This is a genomic window from Aeromicrobium sp. JJY06, from assembly GCF_044069275.1.
GTDB classification, from domain to species: Bacteria; Actinomycetota; Actinomycetes; order Propionibacteriales; family Nocardioidaceae; genus Aeromicrobium; species Aeromicrobium tamlense.
The window spans coordinates 262,956-280,315 of sequence record NZ_JBIMRD010000002.1; the positions used below are offsets into that span (position 1 = coordinate 262,956).

The following is a 17,360-nucleotide window of genomic DNA, read 5'->3' on the forward strand; positions in this document are numbered from 1 at the left end:
TGGTGTGTCAGTGGGTCGTGTCGGGGAGCACCGGTCCGGTCGGTCGCGCGAAGACCGGGACGCCCCCCTCGTGCTGTGCGGCCTGGATGGACTCCTGCGCGGCCGCCACCGTGGTGGCCGCAGTGATCCCGAACCGCTCGTAGAGCTCGCTGTAGTTCGCCGAGGCTCCGAAGTGCTCGAGCGAGACGATCCGCCCCGCGTCGCCGACGATGTCGCGCCAGCCGAACGCGACGCCGGCCTCGACCACGACACGGGCCCGCACGTGCGGCGGGATGACGCTGTCGCGGTACTCCTGGTCCTGCTCCTCGAACCACTCGCGGCACGGCATGGAGACGACGCGCGCCCCGATGCCCTGCTCGGCCAGCGTGCTGCGCGCGGCGACGGCCAGCTGCACCTCCGAGCCGGTCGCGACGATGATCACGTCCGGCGTGGCGTGGTGCAGGTCGGCGGGGGAGTCCAGCAGGACGTACGCGCCCTTGGCCACGTCGGAGGCCGGGGCGTACTCGCCGTCGCGCGGGAACACCGGCAGGTTCTGGCGGCTCAGCGCCAGGGCGGCCGGGCGGTGGTGGCGGTGCAGGATCGTCTTCCACGCCGCCACGGTCTCGTTGGCGTCCGCGGGACGGACGACGTCGAGGCCGGGGATCGTGCGCAGCGCGGCGAGGTGCTCGACCGGCTGGTGCGTGGGGCCGTCCTCGCCGAGACCGATCGAGTCGTGCGTCCACACGTAGGTGACGGGCAGCTCCTGGAGCGCGGCCAGGCGAACTGCCGGGCGCATGTAGTCGCTGAAGACCAGGAACGTGCCGCCGTACGGCCGCGTGGGGCCGTGCAGCGCGATGCCGTTCATGATCGATCCCATCGCGTGCTCGCGGATGCCGAAGTGCAGCACGCGGCCGTACCAGTCGCCGCTGAACTTCTTCGTCGAGTTCTGCGGCGGCAGGAAGGACGGCTGGTCCTTCGGGGTCGTGTTGTTGGAGCCGGCGAGGTCGGCCGAGCCGCCCCACAGCTCGGGCAGGTGCGGGGCCGCGGCGGACAGGAAGTCGCCCGAGGCGACGCGGGTGGCGACGCCCTTCTCGTTCGGCTCGTAGACCGGCAGGTCGGCGTCCCAGCCCTCGGGCAGCTCGCGCGACTGGAGGCGGTCGAGCAGGGCCTTGCGCTCGCCGTTGGCGGTGACCCACAGGTCGAAGCGCGTCTGCCACTCCTCGCGGGCCTCGGCGCCGCGCTGGATCGCGCCGCGGGTGTGCTCGATGACCGCGTCGTCGACGGCGAAGTCGACCTCGGGGTCGAAGCCGAGCAGCTCCTTGGTGGCCTTGATCTCGTCGGCGCCCAGGGCCGAGCCGTGGGCTGCGCCCGTGTTCTGCGCGTTCGGCGCGGGCCAGGCGATGATCGTGCGCAGCACGATGAGGCTCGGACGGTCGCTGACGGACTTGGCCGCGGCGAACGCGTCGGCGAGGGCGTGGACGTCCTCGCGGTACTCGCCGCCGCCGTGGGTCCAGTCGACCGTCTGCACGTGCCAGCCGTAGGCCTCGTAGCGCAGCGCGACGTCCTCGGTGAACGCGACGTCGGTGTCGTCCTCGATCGAGATCTTGTTGTCGTCGTACAGCACCGTGAGGTTGCCCAGCTGCTGCAGGCCGGCGAGCGAGGACGCCTCGCCCGACACGCCCTCCTGGAGGTCGCCGTCGGAGCAGATCGCGTAGATGTCGTGGTCGAACGGGCTCTCGCCCTGGCCCGCGAACGGGTCGAGGAGGCCGCGCTCGCGGCGGGCCGCCATGGCCATGCCGACGGCGTTGGCGACGCCCTGGCCGAGGGGGCCGGTGGTGACCTCGACGCCCGGCGTGTGGCCGTACTCGGGGTGACCCGGGGTCTGGCTGCCCCACGTGCGCAGCGCCTTCAGGTCGTCGAGCGACATCGGGTAGCCGGCGAGGTAGAGCTGGATGTACTGGGTGAGGCTCGAGTGGCCGCACGAGAGCACGAACCGGTCGCGGCCGATCCACTGCGGATCTGCGGGGTCGTGCCGCATCAGCTTCTGGTAGATCAGGTAGGCCGCGGGAGCCAGGCTCATCGCGGTGCCGGGGTGGCCGTGACCGGCCTTCTGGACGGCGTCCGCCGCCAGCAGTCGCGCCGTGTTCACGGCGCGGTCGTCCACGTCCGACCAGTCGATCGTCGGTTCAGTGGCATGGGGGGTGTGGGTCACCGCGGCACTCCTGGGTCGTCACGAGGTTGGTCGAGCGAGGTCTGCGTCTCGAGCCTATCCGTCGGGCATTAGACTGTGCCACGTGACCGTCCTTCCGCATGCCTCCGACGAGCACACCCGTATCGATCGGCCCAGCCGCCGTGATGTGGTGCTCGCCTACGTGGCTCTCACCAAGCCTCGCATCATCGAACTGCTCCTGCTGACGACGGTTCCGGTGATGTTCCTGGCGCAGAAGGGCGTCCCCGACCTGTGGCTCGTCGTGGCCACCCTGATCGGCGGCTCCTTGTCGGCCGGATCGGCCAACGCGCTGAACTGCGTGGTCGACGCCGACATCGACCAGAAGATGCGCCGCACGTCGCGCCGGCCGCTGCCGCGCCACCAGGTCGGCACCCAGGACGCGCTGCGATTCGGCCTCGTCCTGGGCGTGCTGTCGACGCTCTGGCTCGGTCTCACGGTCAACTGGCTGTCGTCGGCGCTCGCGCTGGCCGCCAACGTCTTCTACGTCGTGGGCTACACGATGATCCTCAAGCGACGCACCACGCAGAACATCGTGTGGGGCGGCGCCGCCGGCTGCTTCCCGCCGCTCATCGGCTGGACCGCGGTCACCAACGAGCTGGCGTGGACCCCGGTCCTGCTGTTCCTCGTCGTCTTCTTCTGGACGCCGCCGCACTTCTGGGCGCTCGCCATGCGCTACCGCGAGGACTACGCCGCCGCCGAGGTCCCGATGCTGCCGTCGGTGACCACCTCGGCCGAGGTCGGTCGCCAGATCGTCCGCTACACGTGGGCCACCGTGCTGACCTCGGTGCTCGTGTGGCCGGTCGCCGACACGGGCTGGTTCTACCCGTCGATCGCGATCCTGCTGGGCATCGTCTTCCTGCTGGAGGCGTACGACCTGCGCTCCCGTGCCCGCGAGACCGAGGAGCTCTCGGTCATCAAGCCGATGCGGCTGTTCCACTTCTCGAACGCGTACCTGGCGCTGCTGTTCGTCGCCGCCGCGATCGATCCGTTCATCGGCTGAGCGACCCACGCGCCGTAGGCTCGGCACATGCGCGCCTTCCTCGCCTGGATCCTTCCCGCCGCCGCCACGTTCGCCGCGTGGTGGGTCTTCCTCGGGACGGACGAGGACGACCAGTACACGGTGCTGCAGGTCGCGGGTCTCGTCGTCGTCCTGGTCGCCATCGGCGTCGCCTGCGGCTGGCTGGCCCGTCGCACCGAGCTGCTGGGCGTGATCGTCTCCGCGGTCGTCGGTGTGGCCGCCGCGTGCTGGACCAGCTGGTCCGACGACGACAGCGGCATGTTCGCCGTCGGCTGGATCATGGTGGTCTTCGGGACGATCGTGGGCGCGGTCGTCGTCGTCACGGTCACGGCCGCCGCTCGCCAGCGGCGTGAGGGCCGTCGCCCCGCGCCGTGAGCGCCCGGATCGAGGTCGTCGAGCCCGACGACTGGGAGCGGTGGCGTGCCGTTCGCCTGCGTGCCCTCACCGAGGACGCTGCGGCCTTCGCCTGCAGCGCCCACGCCTGGCTCGAGGGCGGCGACACCGAGCAGCGGTGGCGTGAGCGGATCGCCGCGCCGGGCCGCCTCTACCTGGCCGCCGAGAAGGACCACGACGTCGCCATGATCGGGCTGGCGCCCGGCGACGAGCCCGAGCTGATCTCGATGTGGGTGGCGCCCGAGGCGCGCCGCGGCGGGGTCGGGCGAGCGCTCGTCGAGACGGTCGTCGCCGAGGCCGGAGGACGGCCACTGCGGCTGCGGGTCATGGCGGACAACGCCGCCGCGATCGCGTTCTACGAGGGCTGCGGGTTCGCGCTGACGGGTGCTCCGCCGGACGCCGAGGGCACCCTCACGATGCGACGGGACGTGCCACGATCCACCAGCGCGTGGCCAGCGCCAGCAGCACGGCCGCACCCAGGAGGTGGGCCGCCACCAGCAGGATCGGCAGATCAGTGAAGTACTGCACGTAGCCGATCAGGCCCTGCGCGAGTCCGGCCCCGAGCACGAGCAGGCCGACCTTGCGCGCCTGCCCACGCAGCAGCACGATCGCGACGACCGTGAGGATGATGAACGTCCACACGCTCAGCGCGTGCACGCGGCTCCACCACACGGGGTCGAGGTCGTTGCGCGGCGCATCGGCGTCGCCGGCGTGCGGGCCGCTTCCCGTGACGATCGTGCCGAGGTAGATCGCCACGAGCAGCACCCCGTAGGCGATCCGCACGACCCAGGCGGCACGCGGCGAGGCGGTGCCCTCGTCGGGACGCAGGCTCACCAGGAAGACCGTGGCCGCCACGACCAGCGCCATGGACAGGATCAGGTGCAGCGAGACGACCCACGGGTTGAGGTCGGTGAGCACGGTGATGCCACCGATGACGCCCTGGAACGGGATGCCGAGGGCGATGCCGAGCACGAGGCGCAGCTGCGTCCGCGTCGCGTCGGCCCAGCGCCACGTGGCGATCACGGTGCCGATCGCGATGACGATCAGCACGTAGGTCAGCGTGCGGTTGCCGAACTCGATGACGCCGTGCCAGCCGAGCGCGCCGTGCGGGACGAAGGACTCGTCGGTGCACCGCGGCCACGTGGGGCAGCCCAGGCCGGAGCCGGTGAGGCGGACGGCACCGCCCGTGAGGATGATCAGCGTGTTGGCGACGAGGTTGGCCCAGGCCCACTTCTCGACCGTCGCGCGCGACACGGTGCGCCGCGAGACAGCGCTCACTCCCATCGGAACCACCTTCCGGCGGCGGCCGCGGCCACGACGGACCACACGGCGAGCACCACCACAGCGAACGTACCGGGCGATCCGGTCATGAAGGCCTCCCGCAGACCCTCGCCGAGCGCCGCCGAGGGCAGCACGGAGAGGAGGTCGCGGACGGCCTCGGGGTACTGGGCCAGCGGCAGCAGGAGGCCGCCGCCGACGAGCAGCAGGACGTAGACGAGGTTGGCCAGCGCGAGCGTGGCCTCTGCCCGTAGCGTGCCGGCCAGCAGCAGACCCAGCCCGCCGAACGCGATCGTGCCGAGCAGACCCAGCACGAGCAGCCACAGCGTGCCCGCGACGGGTGCCTCGGGCCGCCAGCCGAGCGCGACCGCGAGGCCGCCGAGCACGGCGAACTGGGCGACCTGCAGGATCGCCACGGCGCCGACCTTGCCCGCGAGCAGTCCGCCGCGCGACAGGGGAGTGGCGCCGAGGCGCTTGAGCACGCCGTAGCGGCGCTCGAACGCCGTCGCGATCGCCAGGGACGTGAACGAGGTCGAGACGATCGCCAGAGCAAGCACGCCCGGGGCGAGCACGTCGAGCGGATCGTCGCCGTCGAAGAAGCGGTCGGAGCGCGAGCCCACCACGAGCAGCAGGACCGGGATCACGAACGTGACCACCATCTGCTCGCCGTTGCGCACCGTCAGCCGGAACTCCATCGCGGTCTGGGCCCACACGCGGCGGAGGCGCGACGCGGCGCCGGGCGCGGGGGAGAGGTCGAGGGCGGTCATCGCAGCTCCCGGCCGGTCAGCTCGAGGAACCGGTCCTCGAGGGTCTGGTGCTCGACGAGGACGGACTCGACCAGCACGTCGTGCGCCGCGCACCACCCGGTGATGCGGTGCAGGACGCCCGGGTCGACCTCGGTCGAGAGGACGTACTGGCCGGGCTCGGTCTCGACGACGACGGCGCCCTCGGGCAGCTCCTTGACGAGCGAGTCGGTGTCGAGGCCCGCGCGGGTGCGCAGCCGGATCGTGTTCTGGGCGCCGGCGGCGACGAGCTCGTCGGGCGTGCCCGAGGCGATCACCCGGCCGGCGTCGATGATGTGGACGTGGTCGGAGAGCTCCTGCGCCTCGTCCATGTAGTGCGTCGTGAGCACGGTGGTCACGCCGTGGCGACGCAGCTCGTCGACGAGGTCCCACGTGGCGCGGCGCGACTGCGGGTCGAGACCGGCGGTGGGCTCGTCGAGGAAGACCAGCTCGGGCCGGCCGACGATCGCCATGGCGAGCGAGAGCCGCTGCTTCTGGCCGCCCGACAGACGCCGGTAGGACGTGCGGGCGAACGACGCCATCCCGAGGCGCTCCACGAGGGCGTCGACCGGCATCGGGTTCGCGTAGAGCGACGCCATGTGGTGCAGCATCTCGCCGGCTCGGACGCCCAGCCAGGCCCCGCCGGACTGCAGCATGACGCCCACGCGAGGGCGCAGCTCGGCCGCCTGCGCGACGGGATCGAGGCCCAGGACGCGCACCTGCCCGGACTGCGGACGGCGGAAGCCCTCGCACGTCTCGATGGTGGTGGTCTTGCCCGCACCGTTGGGTCCCAGGATCGAGGTGACGGTGCCCGTCTCGACCCTCAGGCTCAGGCCGTCGACGGCGCGCACCTCGGCGTCGCCGCGCCCGTACCGCATGGCGAGGTCGCGAACCTCCACGGCGGGAGTCATCGTCGTCGAGGGCACCAGAACATTCTAGGTGTGGCAGGTTGAGGCCATGGACCTGCCCGTGATGCCGCCGCTGGCGCCGATGCTCGCCAAGTCCGCGAAGAAGGTGCCGCACGACGACGGCCACCTCTACGAGCCGAAGTGGGACGGGTTCCGGGCCATCGTGTTCCGCGACGGCGACGAGGTCGAGATCGCCAGCCGGTCGACGAAGTCGCTGACGCGGTACTTCCCCGACGTGGTCGAGGCGATCCGCGCGCACACGCCCGACCGGTGCGTGCTCGACGGCGAGATCGTCATCGCCCAGGACGGCCGGCTGAGCTTCGACCTGCTGTCGAACCGCATCCACCCCGCCGATTCACGGGTGACGATGCTGGCCCGCGAGACGCCTGCGTCGTTCGTGGCGTTCGACCTCCTGGCGCTGGGCGACCGCTCGTACGTCGACGAGCCGCTCTCGGTCCGTCGGCCGGCGCTCGTGGAGGCCCTGGCGCACGCGCAGCCGCCGGTGCACGTCACGCGGGTCACGGAGGACCCCGACGAGGCCGAGCACTGGTTCACCACGTTCGAGGGCGCGGGGCTCGACGGGGTCATCGCGAAGCGGCTGGAGGGCGCCTATGCGCCGAACGGCCGCACGATGCTGAAGATCAAGCACGCGCGCACCGCCGACGTCGTCCTGGCCGGCTACCGGCTGCACAAGAACTCCACGGCCGAGCGCCCGCTGCTCGGGTCGATGCTGCTCGGGATCTACGCCGACGACGGCCGGCTCCAGCACGTGGGCGTGGCGGCGTCGTTCACGGAGGCGCGTCGGGCCGAGCTCGTCGACGAGCTCGAGCCGCTGCGGCTGGCGGAGGGGGAGAGCCACCCGTGGGACCGCTGGCAGGACGAGGCGGCGCAGGCCTCGGGCCGACTGCCCGGCGGGCAGAGCCGCTGGACCGGCACCAAGGACCTGTCGTTCGTGCCGCTGCGCCCCGAGCGGGTGCTCGAGGTCGCGTACGAGCACATGGAGGGCGAGGGCGACCAGGCCCGGTTCCGCCACATGGGCCGGTTCCAGCGCTGGCGCCCGGACCGCGAGCCCGAGTCGTGCACGTACGCCCAGCTCGAGGAGGTCGCCCGCTACGACCTCGGCGACGTGCTGCGGTGACTCACCAAGGCTCGAGGTCCTCGAAGTCCTGGTAGTCGTCGAGCTCCTCGACCTCGAAGGTCGGCTGCTCGACCGGCGTGGGGTCGGTGTCGACGGAGGCCAGGAGGCCCGCGGTGACGAGCGCGAGCACGGCGACGGTCAGGACGACGAGCGCGGCGACGGCGTTGCCGCCGATGCCGGAGGGTCGCCGCTGGGCAACCGGCTGGGTCTGCCCGAGCGGCACGCGCTGCCCGTTGAGCAGCATCCACCCCTCCGGGACGCGCTCGCGCCGATCGGTGCTGCTGGGCGTGGGGACCCCCTGCACCTGCTCGGTCCAGGCCGAGCCGTTCCAGTAGCGACGTCCGCCGCTGCCGGCGGGATCGTCGTACCAGCCCGCGGGAGGCTGCTGCTGATTCACGCGCCGAGCGTAGCGAACCGCCCCGCCGGAGGGAGCCCGACGGGACGGCCCGTGACAGTGGAACGGGGTTCGTGGGAAAACATGACGTAACCCTCAGTTGCTCTGTCCCACTTTCCGCCCCGAAGCGCGACACGGCCCGGAGCCGCAAGAAAAACTGATGCTGGTGCAGCGCTGTTCGCTGGGCCTAGTGTGACGCCTGACACGTCCTACACGAACAGGAACAAGCCACATGCCCTCATCCCTCTCGATGCGGAGGAAGGCGGTGGTCGTGACGCTCGCGTTGGCGGCACCCGGTCTGCTCGCCGTGTCCGCCGTGCCCAGCGCCCTCGCCTCGTCCTCCTCGACGCCCACCGACGTGGTCCTCGAGCGCCTGCCCGACGAGGTCCCCGACGTCGTCGAGATCACCGTCCCGGGGACGAAGGAGCTCGATCGTCTCGTGGCGACCGGGGTCGACCTCGACCACGGCGTGGAGCAGCGGCCCGACGGCCTCGAGGTGCGCGCGATCATCACGCCCACGGAGGCCAAGGCCCTGCGCCAGGCCGGCTTCGAGACGGGCGAGACCCTCTACACGGCCGAGGACACCGAGGACGCGCTCGAGCAGCGCGCCGCGACGATCCGCGCCGCGAAGGCCGAGAACGCCGAGTTCGCGGACGAGGCGACGCACCCCGACGTGTCGGACGTCAAGATCACCCGCGCCGAGTACTTCACGTCGTTCGGCGTGCCGGTCCTCTCGGTGGAGGCCAAGTGGGCCGAGGGCCAGACCGCGACCACCACGCTCACCGTGGAGCGCGACAGCGGTCCCGGCACCGCGTTCGGCAGCGGCGGCACCCAGACGATCTCGCGCTTCGTCGACGCGAGCGTCTACCTCTACCACCGCGGCGCCAGCCCCACGACGGGCGCCGCCGCGCTGACCAGCCGTCCCGACCGCATCCGGATCACCAGCCCGACGGGAGACGTCGCGATCGCGAAGGTCACCGACTGGCTGCCCACCGGCGACGAGGCCGACCCGTTCAAGGGCGCGGGCTACCAGGAGGACTTCATCACGTCCTACCTCGACCCGACGCAGCTGTACGACCGCATCCGCCAGCTGGCGACCGACCACCCGGACCTCGCCGAGATCGTCGAGCTGCCGAACAAGACGAACGGCTACCGCCGTCACTCGCAGGCCGTCATCCCCGCCGGCACCGCGACGGCCGACAACCCGCGCCGCCTCGCGATCACCTCGAAGGCCTACGGCTCGGACGGCGGCAACGCCCTCTCGGTCCGGGTCGACCACCCGACGGCGGCCGACCAGGCCCTGACCGTCGCGGTCGACGGCTCGCTCGTCGTGGTGACGTCCGCGACGGACGGCTCCGGTGCGGCCACCAGCACGGCGGCCCAGATCGCCGCGGCGATCAACGCGCACCCCGAGGCCAGCACGCTGGTGTCGGCCGCGACCTACCGCGGGAACGCGGGAGCCGGGGTCGTCCCCGCGGCGACCGTGGCGCTCTCAGACTTCCTGAACGCGCCGGCCAACGTCTCGCGCGACCCGCACGCGGTCTACGCGATCAAGATCGGCAAGGTCCGCGACGGGTCGAAGCCGGGCGTCTTCTTCTACGCGCAGGAGCACGCCCGTGAGTGGGTGCCGCCGCTGGTCACGATCGAGACGGCCGAGCGCCTGCTGCGCAACTACGACTCGCACGCGGCCACGCGTGACCTCGTCGACAACCTGGAGATCTGGGTGCTCCCGTCGGTCAACCCCGACGGCGGTCACTACTCGTTCTACGACTTCAACTCGCAGCGCCGGAACATGACGATGCACTGCGGGACGACGGCGGGCGGCAACACCGACGCGAACGCGCGCAACCAGTGGGGCGTCGACGTCAACCGCAACTACGACGAGTACAGCTTCTTCGACGGCTACTCGGGCGCCTCCAACAACTGCAACGGCGACACCTACGCGGGTCCGTCCGAGCTGAGCGAGCCCGAGGCCAAGAACGTCGACTGGGTCGCCGCGCACCCGAACATGAAGTGGTCGATGAACGTGCACAGCTCGGGCAACTACTTCATGTGGTCGCCCGCCGCCTACCGGACGCCCGGACGCATCACCGCGCCCGAGCCCACGCTCGAGGAGGAGTCGCTGTTCCAGGGCGCCTCGTCGCGCATCCTCACCGCGATCAAGCGGCACCGCGGCCTGTCGGTGACCCCGGCGCGCACCGGTCGCGTCGTGGACACCCTGTACTCGGCGGCCGGCAACTCCGGCGACATGCTCTGGTACAAGTACGGCATCTACGCCTGGGACTTCGAGGTCGGCTCGACCTTCCAGCCGCCGTTCGAGGCCGAGACGCCCACGGGCGCCGGCGCCCACCAGGAGGCGATGGAGTTCTCCAACGGCCTCGTCGAGATGCTGCGGATCGCTCGCGACCACGACACCGACACGGTCGCGCCCACCAGCGAGGTCAAGGTCACGTCCAGCGCGACCGAGGGCCAGGTCAACGTGGAGTTCGCCACGAGCGAGCCGGCGAGCGTGTTCTACACGACCGACGGCACGGTCCCGAACCTGCGGTCGACGATGTACGCCGCAGCGGGTCTGCGCGAGGGCGGCGAGCGCCTCCGCGTGGCCGAGGGCACCGAGGTCCGCTGGATCACGGTGGACGCCCGCGGCAACGTGGAGCGGGGCTTCGTCCCGGGCCGTGAAGGCAACTACCGCACGTGGATGGCCGAGGTCGGGTACGAGGAGCCGCTCCCGGCGTCCTCCACGACCCTGACGCTCGATCGCGACGAGATCCGCGCCGGCCAGACCGGCGTCACCGCCGCCATCGAGGTGGCGGCCACGGGCGCCGGCGACCAGCCGGATCCCGAGGGCGTCGTCACGGTCTACGTCGGCGACGAGCCGGTCGGCTCGGCCGAGCTCGACGGCAGCGGGCGGGCGCAGGTCGCCCTCCCCGCGCTCAGCGCGGTCGGCAGCCAGCTGGTGACCGCGCGCTACGGCGGCAGTGCCGAGCTGGCGGGCAGCACATCGCTGCCGGTCGCGCTCAAGGTCGTGGCCGCGCCGGGTGTCCCGAGCGCCGCGGTGGCCCTGACGGTCTCGCCGAAGAGCATCACGGCGGGCAAGCGGGCGACGGCGAGCATCGCGGTGAAGGTCGACCGTGACGGCGACGTGACGGCCGGCAAGGGCGTCGTGGACGTCTTCGTCGACGGCGTCCGGCACCGGACGGTCTCGCTCGACCGCAACGGCCGCGCCACGGCGCCTCTCGGCCCGTTCGCCACGAGCGGTGCCCGGGTCGTCACGGCGACCTACCGGGGCACCCAGGACGTCGGCGCGAGCTCGTCGAGCCCCGTGGTCCTGCGCGTCACGAAGGCCTCCTCGAAGGTCGGCGTGAAGATCACGCCGCGCAAGGTCACGACCGGCACGCGCGCCCGGGTCACGGTCACGGTCAAGGCCCCCGGTGCCCACGTCCGCGGCAAGGCGCTCGTCAAGGTCGGATCGCGCTCCTACGTGGTCACGATCGACGCGAAGGGCCGCGGCTCGGTCAAGCTGCCGCGGCTGAGCAGCGGCACGAAGCGCGTGACGGTGTCCTACCTGGGCAACGCGCACGTGAAGTCCGCGAAGAAGGCGGTGAGGCTCACCGTCCGCCGGTGAGGTGACGCAGGAACGGGGGTCGGCCGCGCGGCGGTCGGCCCCCGTTCCGCGTGCTCAGTCGGTCCTCTTGCGCGACGGCTGCACGCGGCGGGGCTCGCCGGGCATCTTCGGGTAGTCCGGGGGGTACGGCATCTCGCCGAGGCCGTTCTCCTCGTCGCGGTCGTACCAGTCGAGCAGCGTCTGGATGGAGTGGTGGACGTCGTCGATCTCGCTCCACGGGTCCGTACGTTGCTCGAGAAGGCCGGGCACGGTCGTGAGGTTGAGCGTGCGCGGGTCGTCGACCTCGAACAGCTCCTCCCAGGTCAGGGGAGTGGACACGGGCGCGCCGGGCTTCGGTCGCAGGCTGTACGCGCTGGCGATCGTGCGGTCGCGGGCGTTCTGGTTGAAGTCGACGAAGATCTTCTCGCCGCGCTCCTCCTTCCACCAGGCCGTGGTGACGCCGTCGTCGCGGCGCTCCAGCTCGCGTCCGAACGCCAGCGCGGCATGGCGCACGTCCGTGAACGTCCACTTCGGCTCGATGCGCGCGAAGATGTGGACCCCGCGGTTGCCGCTGGTCTTGGCGAAGCCGCGGATGCCGATCTCCTCGAGCAGCTCCTTGGCCACCCGGGCGACGCGCTGCGCGTCGTGGAAGTCGGTGCCGGGCTGCGGGTCCAGGTCGATGCGGATCTCGTCGGGATGGTCCACGTCGGCACGGCGCACGGGCCAGGGGTGGAACGTGATCGTCCCCATGTGGGCAGCCCAGGCGGGCACGGCGATCTCGGTGGGGCAGATCTCGTCGGCGCGACGCCCCGAGGGGAAGTGGATGCGCACGGTCTCCAGGTATGGGGGAGCGCCCTTGGGCACGCGCTTCTGGTAGAACGCGTCGCCGTGCCCGTCGGCGCGCGTGGCCATCACCATGTCCTCGCGCACGCCCTTGGGCCAGCGCTCCAGGGTGGTCGGCCGCTCGCGCAGCGCGCGCATCAGCCCGTCGCCGACGGCGACGTAGAACTCGACCACCTCGAGCTTCGTGATGTCCGGCGTGTGGTCGGTCTTCTCGAAGATCACGCGGTCGGGACTGGAGACGCGCACGGTGCGCCCTCCGGCCTCGACCTCCGCTGCGGATGCCCCCATGGGCCGACCTTATGGCCAAACGGCGTGGTGAGGCGCGGCTCACTGAGGCGAGCCTTCGTTGAACGGGGGGAATCATTAACGTCACAATGGTGTTGTGAAAAGCATGCGCGTGAATCATGAGGTGTCGTCCGTCGACGACCTCTCCACGCGCGAGCGCGTCGCCGAGAGGATCCTGGAGAACGGTCCCAGCACCGCCACGACCCTCGCGACGCGGCTCGGACTCACTCCCGCGGCCGTCCGCCGCCACCTCGAGCACCTCGTCGAGCAGGGTCTCGTCGAGTCGCGCGAGGAGCGGGTCCGGGGCCAGCGCCGCCGTGGCCGTCCGGCCCGCGTGTTCGCGCTGACCGCCGCCGGTCGCGACACCTTCGCCCACTCCTACGACGACCTGGCCGCCGAGGCGCTGCGCTTCCTGCGCGCCACGGGTGGCGACACGGCCGTCATGGAGTTCGCGCGACACCGACTCGCCGATTTCCGCCAGCGCTACGAGCGACTGCTGCACGGGGTCCCGGTCGAGGACCAGGCCGCGGTGCTCGCCCGGGCGCTCACCGACGACGGCTTCGCCGCCTCCGCCAGCACCACCCCGCTCGGCGAGCAGATCTGTCAGCACCACTGCCCGGTGGCCCACGTCGCCGAGGAGTTCCCGCAGCTGTGCGAGGCCGAGACCGAGATCTTCGGCGAGCTGCTGGGATCGCACGTCCAGCGTCTCGCCACCATTGCCCACGGCGACGGGGTGTGCACCACTCACCTGCCCCGCGCCACCCAGACCACCACCAACGCTGTGTCTCCAACTGAAGGGGAGTCGTCATGACGACCACGAACGACACGACCTCGATCGAGGACCTGAACCCGGGACTGAAGGAGGTCGGCAACTACGAGTTCGGCTGGCACGACGCCGACGTCGCCGGCGCCAGCGCCCAGCGCGGCCTGAACGATGCCGTCGTCCGCGACATCTCGGGCAAGAAGAGCGAGCCCCAGTGGATGCTCGACCTGCGCCTGAAGGGCCTCAAGCTCTTCGATCGCAAGCCGATGCCGACGTGGGGCGCCGACCTCGACGAGATCGACTTCGACAACATCAAGTACTTCGTCCGCTCGTCGGAGAAGCAGGCCCAGTCGTGGGAGGACCTGCCCGAGGACATCAAGAACACGTACGACCGGCTGGGCATCCCCGAGGCCGAGAAGCAGCGCCTCGTCGCCGGTGTCGCCGCGCAGTACGAGTCCGAGGTCGTCTACCACTCGATCCGTGAGGACCTCGAGCAGCAGGGCGTCATCTTCCTCGACACCGACACGGCGCTCAAGGAGCACCCCGAGATCTTCGAGGAGTACTTCGGCACGGTCATCCCGGTCGGCGACAACAAGTTCGCCGCACTGAACACGGCCGTGTGGTCGGGCGGCTCGTTCATCTACGTGCCCAAGGGCGTCCACGTGGACATCCCGCTGCAGGCGTACTTCCGCATCAACACCGAGAACATGGGTCAGTTCGAGCGGACGCTGATCATCGCCGACGAGGACTCCTACGTCCACTACGTCGAGGGCTGCACCGCCCCGATCTACAAGACCGACTCGCTGCACTCCGCGGTCGTCGAGATCATCGTGAAGAAGGGCGCTCGCGTCCGCTACACGACGATCCAGAACTGGTCGAACAACGTCTACAACCTGGTGACCAAGCGCGCCACGTGCGAGGCCGGCGCCACCATGGAGTGGGTCGACGGCAACATCGGCTCCAAGGTCACGATGAAGTACCCGGCCGTCTACCTCATGGGCGAGCAGGCCAAGGGCGAGACGCTGTCGATCGCGTTCGCCGGCGAGGGCCAGTACCAGGACACCGGCGCCAAGATGGTGCACGTCGCGCCGAACACGTCCAGCTCGATCCTGAGCAAGTCCGTCGCCCGAGGCGGCGGCCGCACGTCCTACCGCGGCCTGCTCCAGGTCAACGAGGGCGCCTATGGCTCGGCCAGCACGGTCAAGTGCGACGCGCTCCTGGTCGACCAGATCAGCCGCTCGGACACGTACCCGTACGTCGACGTGCGCGAGGACGACGTGACCCTCGGCCACGAGGCCACCGTCTCCAAGGTCAGCGACGACCAGCTCTTCTACTTCATGCAGCGCGGCATGGAGGAGGACGAGGCCATGGCGATGATCGTGCGCGGCTTCGTCGAGCCCATCGCTCGCGAGCTGCCCATGGAGTACGCGCTGGAACTGAACCGACTCATCGAGCTGCAGATGGAGGGTGCTGTCGGATGACCGCAACCATCGAGGGAACCGACAACGGCCTGGCCGCGGCGCTGGAGCTGGACCACGTCCAGTCCCACCTGCACCCCGAGCCGTCGTACGACGTCGAGGCCCACCCCAAGCCCACGGGCCTGGAGGAGATCTGGCGCTTCACGCCGCTCAAGCGCCTGCGTGGCCTGCTCGACGGCACGCCGTCCGACGCCTGCCTGGAGTGGAAGGACGAGCTGCCCGCGGGCGCCTCGCTCTCCACGATCACCACCGACGAGGCCAAGGCCCTCGGCGGCATCGCGCCGCTCGACCGCCTCGCCGCGCTGGCAGTGGAGAACGCCGGCGGTGCCACGCTGCTGTCGATCGACGGCGAGCTCGACGCCCCGGCGCGCATCCGGCTCACCGGCCCCTCGGTCGAGGAGACCGTGTGGGGCCACATCGTGGTCAAGGTCGCGCCGTTCTCGAAGGCCACGATCGCGTTCGACCACGTCGGCTCGGCCACCTATGCCACGAACGTCACCTACGTGGTGGGCGACGGTGCTCAGCTCGACGTCGTCAACCTGGCCGACTGGGAGGACGACGCCGTCCACGCCGTGCAGAACGGCATCAGCGTCGGTCGCGACGCCACGGTGCGCTTCTTCGAGTTCACGCTCGGTGGCGACCTCGTCCGCTCGTCGACCAACGTCGACTACCGCGGACCCGGCGGCAGCGTCGACCTGCTCGGCATCTACTTCGCCGACGCGGGCCAGCACCTCGAGCACCGCCAGTTCGTCGACCACACGGCCCCGAAGACCCGCAGCAACGTCGAGTACAAGGGCGCGCTGCAGGGCCAGGACGCGCACACCGTCTGGATCGGCAACGTGTTGATCCGCAAGGTCGCCGAGGGCATCGAGACGTTCGAGCAGAACGACAACCTCGTCCTCACCGACGGCGCGCGCGCCGACTCGGTGCCGAACCTGGAGATCGAGACCGGCGACATCGCCGGCGCGGGCCACGCGTCCACGACCGGTCGATTCGACGACGAGCACCTGTTCTACCTGCAGAGCCGCGGCATCGACCCCACCGAGGCCAAGCGCCTCGTCGTGCACGGCTTCTTCAACGACATCATTCGCCGGATCGGTGTCGCGGACCTGCAGGAGCGCCTCATGTCCGCCATCGAGGACGAGCTGGCCGCCGTGGTCGGCAACCCGTCTGCGGTGTCGGCATGACCTTCCAGGAGGTCGCGAAGCTCGCCGACGTCCCCGAGGGCGCGGCGCTCGGCATCGAGTTCGAGGGCCACGACCTGGCCCTGGTGCGAGACGGTGACACCGTCTACTGCATCCAGGACTGGTGCTCGCACGCCGAGATCCCGCTGTCCGACGGCGACGTCGAGGGCTGCGAGATCGAGTGCTTCCTGCACGGGTCGCGCTTCGACCTGCGCACCGGCAAGCCGCTGGGCCTGCCGGCCACCGAACCGGTCCCCGTCTACCAGACCAAGATCGAGGGAGAGACCGTCTGGGTCGACCTCCCCAACCAAGGAGAGAACGCATGAGCACTCTGGAGATCAAGAACCTCCACGTGTCCGTCGACACCGAGGACGGCGCGAAGGAGATCCTCCGCGGCGTCGACCTGACCATCAACTCCGGCGAGGTCCACGCCATCATGGGCCCGAACGGCTCGGGGAAGTCCACGCTGGCCTACTCGATCGCCGGCCACCCCAAGTACCAGGTCACCGAGGGTGAGGTGCTGCTCGACGGCGAGAACATCCTGGAGCTGAGCGTCGACGAGCGTGCCCGCGCCGGCCTGTTCCTGGCGATGCAGTACCCCGTCGAGATCCCCGGCGTCTCGGTCGCGAACTTCCTGCGCACCGCGAAGACCGCCATCGACGGTGAGGCGCCCAAGCTGCGCACGTGGGTCAAGGACGTCAACGCCGCGCTCGAGCGGATGACGCTCGACCCGTCGTTCGCCTCCCGCTCGGTCAACGAGGGCTTCTCCGGCGGCGAGAAGAAGCGCCACGAGATCGCCCAGCTCGAGCTGCTCAACCCGAAGTTCGCGGTCCTCGACGAGACGGACTCCGGCCTGGACATCGACGCCCTGCGCGTCGTCTCCGACGGCGTCAACCGCTACTCGGGCCAGGGCGATCGCGGCGTGCTGCTGATCACGCACTACACGCGCATCCTGAACTACATCCAGCCCGACTACGTGCACGTCTTCGTCGCGGGCAAGCTCGCCGAGACCGGCGGCCGCGAGCTCGCGGAGCTGCTCGAGGCCGAGGGCTACGACAAGTTCACCAAGGCGGCCGTCTGATC

The 17,360-nt window shown here is 70.8% G+C and carries 16 protein-coding genes; 10 read left to right on the forward strand and 6 right to left on the reverse strand.

What is annotated here, in order from left to right:
• Positions 1–7 precede the first annotated feature (7 nt).
• Complete coding sequence (gene tkt, locus ACGWYL_RS12700; protein ID WP_179424766.1) at positions 8–2,191, reverse strand: transketolase; 2,184 nt, start codon at positions 2,189–2,191, stop codon at positions 8–10.
• Positions 2,192–2,273: 82 nt separating this feature from the next.
• Between tkt and ACGWYL_RS12705 the strand changes: the two genes are divergently transcribed.
• Genes ACGWYL_RS12705 through ACGWYL_RS12715 form a run of 3 tightly spaced genes read left to right on the forward strand, consistent with a single transcriptional unit; the run spans position 2,274 to position 4,138 of the window.
• Positions 2,274–3,209 carry a heme o synthase gene (locus tag ACGWYL_RS12705; protein WP_179424764.1) on the forward strand — a complete coding sequence of 312 codons (936 nt, stop codon included), beginning with the start codon at positions 2,274–2,276 and terminating at the stop codon, positions 3,207–3,209.
• A gap of 27 nt (positions 3,210–3,236) precedes the next feature.
• Complete coding sequence (locus tag ACGWYL_RS12710) at positions 3,237–3,602, forward strand: hypothetical protein (RefSeq protein WP_179424762.1); 366 nt, start codon at positions 3,237–3,239, stop codon at positions 3,600–3,602.
• On the forward strand, positions 3,599–4,138 hold the full coding sequence (locus tag ACGWYL_RS12715) for a GNAT family N-acetyltransferase (protein WP_395487354.1): 540 nt from the start codon (positions 3,599–3,601) through the stop codon (positions 4,136–4,138). The genes ACGWYL_RS12710 and ACGWYL_RS12715 overlap by 4 nt, the downstream gene beginning before the upstream one ends.
• On the opposite strand, the gene ACGWYL_RS12720 is transcribed toward ACGWYL_RS12715, so the two are convergent.
• The 3 genes from ACGWYL_RS12720 to ACGWYL_RS12730 are packed head-to-tail and all read right to left on the reverse strand — an operon-like array spanning position 4,032 to position 6,606.
• The gene (locus ACGWYL_RS12720) at positions 4,032–4,904 is read right to left on the reverse strand and encodes a heme A synthase (protein WP_395487355.1); all 873 of its coding nucleotides are present in this window, start codon (positions 4,902–4,904) and stop codon (positions 4,032–4,034) included. The genes ACGWYL_RS12715 and ACGWYL_RS12720 overlap by 107 nt on opposite strands.
• The gene (locus ACGWYL_RS12725) at positions 4,895–5,665 is read right to left on the reverse strand and encodes an ABC transporter permease (RefSeq protein ID WP_269306695.1); all 771 of its coding nucleotides are present in this window, start codon (positions 5,663–5,665) and stop codon (positions 4,895–4,897) included. Before ACGWYL_RS12725 ends, ACGWYL_RS12720 begins: the two co-directional genes overlap by 10 nt.
• Positions 5,662–6,606: an ABC transporter ATP-binding protein gene (locus ACGWYL_RS12730; protein ID WP_269306697.1), complete on the reverse strand. Its 945-nt coding sequence runs from the start codon at positions 6,604–6,606 to the stop codon at positions 5,662–5,664. Before ACGWYL_RS12730 ends, ACGWYL_RS12725 begins: the two co-directional genes overlap by 4 nt.
• 31 nt (positions 6,607–6,637) lie before the next feature.
• Here ACGWYL_RS12730 and ACGWYL_RS12735 point away from each other — a divergent pair, with 31 nt between their 5' ends.
• The gene (locus ACGWYL_RS12735) at positions 6,638–7,726 is read left to right on the forward strand and encodes an ATP-dependent DNA ligase (protein ID WP_395487356.1); all 1,089 of its coding nucleotides are present in this window, start codon (positions 6,638–6,640) and stop codon (positions 7,724–7,726) included.
• 1 nt (position 7,727) lies between these two features.
• Here ACGWYL_RS12735 and ACGWYL_RS12740 read toward each other — a convergent pair whose 3' ends face one another.
• Positions 7,728–8,123: a DUF2510 domain-containing protein gene (locus ACGWYL_RS12740; protein WP_218845777.1), complete on the reverse strand. Its 396-nt coding sequence runs from the start codon at positions 8,121–8,123 to the stop codon at positions 7,728–7,730.
• A gap of 268 nt (positions 8,124–8,391) precedes the next feature.
• Here ACGWYL_RS12740 and ACGWYL_RS12745 point away from each other — a divergent pair, with 268 nt between their 5' ends.
• Entirely contained in the window at positions 8,392–11,745 is a 3,354-nt protein-coding gene (locus ACGWYL_RS12745; protein ID WP_395487357.1) for a M14 family zinc carboxypeptidase, read from the forward strand.
• 54 nt (positions 11,746–11,799) lie between these two features.
• Here ACGWYL_RS12745 and ACGWYL_RS12750 read toward each other — a convergent pair whose 3' ends face one another.
• Positions 11,800–12,855, reverse strand: coding sequence for a DNA polymerase domain-containing protein (locus tag ACGWYL_RS12750; RefSeq protein ID WP_269306701.1), 1,056 nt, complete (start codon positions 12,853–12,855; stop codon positions 11,800–11,802).
• Between the two features lie 103 nt (positions 12,856–12,958).
• On the opposite strand from ACGWYL_RS12750, the gene ACGWYL_RS12755 reads away from it, so the two are divergent.
• The 5 genes from ACGWYL_RS12755 to sufC are packed head-to-tail and all read left to right on the forward strand — an operon-like array spanning position 12,959 to position 17,358.
• Positions 12,959–13,663, forward strand: a complete 705-nt coding sequence (locus ACGWYL_RS12755; RefSeq protein WP_395487358.1) for a helix-turn-helix transcriptional regulator — start codon at positions 12,959–12,961, stop codon at positions 13,661–13,663.
• Complete coding sequence (gene sufB, locus ACGWYL_RS12760; RefSeq protein ID WP_179424746.1) at positions 13,660–15,096, forward strand: Fe-S cluster assembly protein SufB; 1,437 nt, start codon at positions 13,660–13,662, stop codon at positions 15,094–15,096. The genes ACGWYL_RS12755 and sufB overlap by 4 nt, the downstream gene beginning before the upstream one ends.
• The gene (gene sufD, locus ACGWYL_RS12765) at positions 15,093–16,280 is read left to right on the forward strand and encodes a Fe-S cluster assembly protein SufD (protein ID WP_395487359.1); all 1,188 of its coding nucleotides are present in this window, start codon (positions 15,093–15,095) and stop codon (positions 16,278–16,280) included. Before sufB ends, sufD begins: the two co-directional genes overlap by 4 nt.
• Complete coding sequence (locus ACGWYL_RS12770; protein WP_179424742.1) at positions 16,277–16,603, forward strand: non-heme iron oxygenase ferredoxin subunit; 327 nt, start codon at positions 16,277–16,279, stop codon at positions 16,601–16,603. Before sufD ends, ACGWYL_RS12770 begins: the two co-directional genes overlap by 4 nt.
• The gene (sufC, locus tag ACGWYL_RS12775) at positions 16,600–17,358 is read left to right on the forward strand and encodes a Fe-S cluster assembly ATPase SufC (protein WP_179424740.1); all 759 of its coding nucleotides are present in this window, start codon (positions 16,600–16,602) and stop codon (positions 17,356–17,358) included. Before ACGWYL_RS12770 ends, sufC begins: the two co-directional genes overlap by 4 nt.
• Positions 17,359–17,360: the final 2 nt, after the last annotated feature.

Coding starts and splice junctions, on each gene's coding strand:
- ACGWYL_RS12720 (WP_395487355.1), bottom strand. CDS start 4,904: ATGGGAGTGAGCGCTGTCTCGCGGCGCACCGTGTCGCGCGCGACGGTC.
- ACGWYL_RS12735 (WP_395487356.1), top strand. CDS start 6,638: ATGGACCTGCCCGTGATGCCGCCGCTGGCGCCGATGCTCGCCAAGTCC.
- sufC (WP_179424740.1), top strand. CDS start 16,600: ATGAGCACTCTGGAGATCAAGAACCTCCACGTGTCCGTCGACACCGAG.
- ACGWYL_RS12710 (WP_179424762.1), top strand. CDS start 3,237: ATGCGCGCCTTCCTCGCCTGGATCCTTCCCGCCGCCGCCACGTTCGCC.
- sufD (WP_395487359.1), top strand. CDS start 15,093: ATGACCGCAACCATCGAGGGAACCGACAACGGCCTGGCCGCGGCGCTG.
- ACGWYL_RS12770 (WP_179424742.1), top strand. CDS start 16,277: ATGACCTTCCAGGAGGTCGCGAAGCTCGCCGACGTCCCCGAGGGCGCG.
- sufB (WP_179424746.1), top strand. CDS start 13,660: ATGACGACCACGAACGACACGACCTCGATCGAGGACCTGAACCCGGGA.
- ACGWYL_RS12725 (WP_269306695.1), bottom strand. CDS start 5,665: ATGACCGCCCTCGACCTCTCCCCCGCGCCCGGCGCCGCGTCGCGCCTC.
- ACGWYL_RS12750 (WP_269306701.1), bottom strand. CDS start 12,855: ATGGGGGCATCCGCAGCGGAGGTCGAGGCCGGAGGGCGCACCGTGCGC.
- ACGWYL_RS12755 (WP_395487358.1), top strand. CDS start 12,959: ATGCGCGTGAATCATGAGGTGTCGTCCGTCGACGACCTCTCCACGCGC.